General features: G+C 48.7%; 4 protein-coding genes. All 4 read left to right on the top strand.

Features of this window, described 5'->3' with window-relative positions:
* Nucleotides 1-119: 119 nt before the first annotated feature.
* Nucleotides 120-500: a 30S ribosomal protein S12 gene (gene rpsL, locus ACKOVI_RS02455; RefSeq protein ID WP_017955304.1), complete on the top strand. Its 381-nt coding sequence runs from the start codon at nt 120-122 to the stop codon at nt 498-500.
* Nucleotides 500-970, top strand: coding sequence for a 30S ribosomal protein S7 (gene rpsG, locus ACKOVI_RS02450; protein WP_509602429.1), 471 nt, complete (start codon nt 500-502; stop codon nt 968-970). Before rpsL ends, rpsG begins: the two co-directional genes overlap by 1 nt.
* A gap of 60 nt (nt 971-1,030) precedes the next feature.
* Nucleotides 1,031-3,136, top strand: coding sequence for an elongation factor G (fusA, locus tag ACKOVI_RS02445; protein ID WP_509602428.1), 2,106 nt, complete (start codon nt 1,031-1,033; stop codon nt 3,134-3,136).
* Between the two features lie 73 nt (nt 3,137-3,209).
* The coding region (locus ACKOVI_RS02440; RefSeq protein ID WP_509602427.1) for a GTP-binding protein at nt 3,210-3,466 on the top strand (257 nt) is incomplete at its 3' end.

Below are 3,466 nucleotides of genomic sequence, written 5' to 3'. Positions count from 1 at the left end.
CGCTTTCTGCATGCAACACACCCGACCGCGTGGGTCGGAGGTTGAGCGTGAAAAAGGCCGGAAAGTTAGATGTGAAAAATCGCAAGATGTTTTTTCACATTACATAAAAGGAGAATGTAGTGCCAACAATTCAGCAGCTAGTGCGTCGTGGTCGTGCAGAAAAGACTACGAAGACATCAACACCTGCGCTTAAGGGATCACCTCAGCGTCGTGGTGTTTGCACACGTGTGTACACAACAACACCTAAGAAGCCTAACTCTGCGCTTCGTAAAGTTGCACGTGTTCGTCTTACTAGTGGCATGGAAGTAACTGCATACATTCCAGGTGAAGGTCACAACCTTCAAGAGCACTCAATCGTTCTTGTACGCGGTGGTCGCGTAAAGGATCTACCAGGTGTTCGTTACAAGATTATTCGCGGATCACTCGATACACAGGGTGTAAAGAACCGCAAGCAATCACGTTCACGCTACGGCGCTAAGAGAGAAAAGAAGGCTAGCTAATGCCACGTAAAGGTCCTGCTCCGAAGTCACCTGTTGTTGCTGATCCTGTTTACAACTCACCAGTTGTAACAGCTCTCATTAACAAGATTCTTCTTCACGGTAAGCGTTCAACAGCTGAAGGCATCGTCTACACAGCTCTTGAAGGAACACGTGCAAAGACAGACGTTGATCCTGTAATCACATTGAAGCGCGCACTCGACAACATTCGCCCAGCGATTGAAGTTAAGTCACGTCGCGTCGGTGGTGCTACCTACCAGGTCCCAATCGAAGTTAAGTCAGGTCGTGCAACAACTCTCGCGCTTCGCTGGTTGGTGGATTACTCACGTCTTCGTCGCGAGAAGTCAATGTCAGAGCGTCTTCAGAACGAGCTTCTTGATGCAGCTAACGGTCTAGGTGCTGCTGTAAAGCGCCGCGAAGATACACACAAGATGGCTGAAGCTAACAAGGCTTTCGCACACTATCGCTGGTAATCGCTAGCTAATAACAGAGCTAACAACAAAGTATTTAAGTAAACGAGAAGAGGAATATAAGTGGCAGCAGTAGAGAAGATCGATCTAGCTACGGTTCGCAATATCGGAATCATGGCGCACATCGATGCGGGTAAAACAACTACAACTGAGCGCATCCTCTTCTACACAGGTATCTCATACAAGATCGGTGAAGTGCACGAAGGTGCAGCAACGATGGACTGGATGGAGCAGGAGCAAGAGCGTGGTATCACGATCACTTCAGCTGCAACAACATGTTCATGGAAGAACCACCTCATCAACATCATCGATACACCAGGTCACGTTGACTTCACAGTCGAGGTAGAGCGTTCACTCCGTGTTCTCGACGGTGCTGTTGCAGTATTCGACGGTGTTGCAGGTGTAGAGCCACAATCTGAAACAGTATGGCGCCAAGCAGATCGTTACTCAGTTCCACGTATCTGTTTCGTTAACAAGCTCGACCGTACAGGTGCTTCATTCGACAAGTGTGTTGGCATGATCAAGGATCGACTCAATGCAGTTGCTCTCGTACTTCAGCTTCCTATCGGACTCGAATCAGATTTCATCGGTGTAGTTGACCTCATCGAAATGAAGGCGCTCGTATGGCGTGGCGAAACAAAGAAGGGCGAAGACTACGTAGTTGAAGAAATTCCTGCGGATATGGTTGATGCCGCTACTGCTGCTCGCGCACAGATGCTAGAAACTCTTGCAGAGAACGACGATGCAATCATGGAGAAGTTCCTTGAGGGCGCTGAACTTTCAACTGCTGAAATTATTGCTGGTATCCGCCGCGCAACAATCGCTGCAAAGCTTTCACCAGTTCTTACAGGTTCTGCATTTAAGAACAAGGGCGTTCAGCCAATGCTCGATGCAGTTACTCGCTACCTTCCATCACCACTCGATGTTGATGCAATCGTCGGTACAGATATGCACGACTCAGAGGTTGAGGTAACACGTAAGCCTGATAACTCAGAGCCATTCTCAGCTCTCGCATTCAAGATCATGACTGATCCACACCTTGGAAAGCTCACATTTATCCGTGTTTACTCTGGCGTTCTTGAGACAGGTTCAACAATCTTGAACTCTGCTAAGAACCGCAAGGAGCGCATCGGAAAGATTTACCAGATGCACGCTAACAAGCGCGAAGAGCGTGACAATGTTGGTGCAGGAATGATCGTTGCTGTTATGGGTCTTAAGGACACAACAACAGGTGAGACTCTCTGTGATCCAGCTAAGCCAGTAGTCCTCGAGTCAATGGACTTCCCAGCACCAGTTATCTCTGTTGCTATCGAGCCAAAGACTAAGGGCGACCAGGAAAAACTTGGCGTCGCTATTCAGCGTCTCTCAGAAGAAGATCCAACATTCCATGTTGAGACAGATGAAGAGACAGGCCAGACAATCATTGCTGGTATGGGTGAGCTCCACCTCGAAATTCTCGTAGACCGTATGCGTCGCGAGTTCAAGGTTGAAGCTAACGTTGGTAAGCCACAGGTTGCATACCGCGAAACACTTCGTAAGCCAGTTGCACGTCACGACTACACACACAAGAAGCAGACAGGTGGTTCTGGTCAGTTCGCAAAGATCCAGATTGCTGTCGAGCCTCTTCCAACAGGTGAAATCGAAGGCGGATATGAATTCGTCAACAAGATCACCGGTGGTCGTGTTCCAAAGGAGTACATCCCTTCAGTAGATGCAGGATGCCGCGAAGCAATGACCTCAGGCCCACTTGCTGGCTACCCACTTACAGATGTACGAGTAACTCTTCTTGACGGCGCGTATCACGATGTTGACTCATCTGAACTCGCATTCAAGGTGGCTGGTATTGCAGCATTTAAGGAAGCAGCAAAGCTTGCTGATCCTGCAATTCTCGAGCCAGTAATGAAGGTCGAAGTTGTTACCCCTGAAGACTTCATGGGTGATGTCATCGGCGATCTCAATAGTCGTCGTGGTCAGATTCAGGCCATGGACGAGCGGTCAGGTGCCCGCGTTGTTAGGGCGCTAGTTCCATTGTCGGAGATGTTCGGTTATGTCGGAGATCTTCGCTCTAGAACACAAGGTCGCGCGAGCTACAGCATGGAATTCGATTCATATGCTGAAGTTCCCGGCAATGTAATGAAGGAGATCGTTGCGAAGGTTCGCGGCGAATAATCCTTTACTCCCTAATAAGTAGAAAAGCACAACCCCTAATAACTAAGCACTAGAAACGAAAGAGGATACGAAAATGGCAAAAGCCAAGTTTGAGCGTAACAAGCCACACGTAAACATCGGAACCATCGGTCACATTGACCATGGAAAGACAACACTTACAGCGGCTATTTCAAAGGTATTGCACGACAAGTACCCAGATGTAAACCCATTCACACCTTTCGATCAGATCGATAAGGCTCCTGAAGAGCGCCAGCGCGGTATCACAATCTCTATCGCTCACATCGAGTACCAGACAGAGAAGCGTCACTACGCACACGTTGACTGCCCAGG

The sequence above is a fragment of the Candidatus Planktophila sp. genome, assembly GCF_046070465.1.
Lineage (GTDB): Bacteria > Actinomycetota > Actinomycetes > Nanopelagicales > Nanopelagicaceae > Planktophila.
Note: the sequence above shows the minus strand (reverse complement) of the source record. Positions and strands in the feature narration are given on the sequence as shown.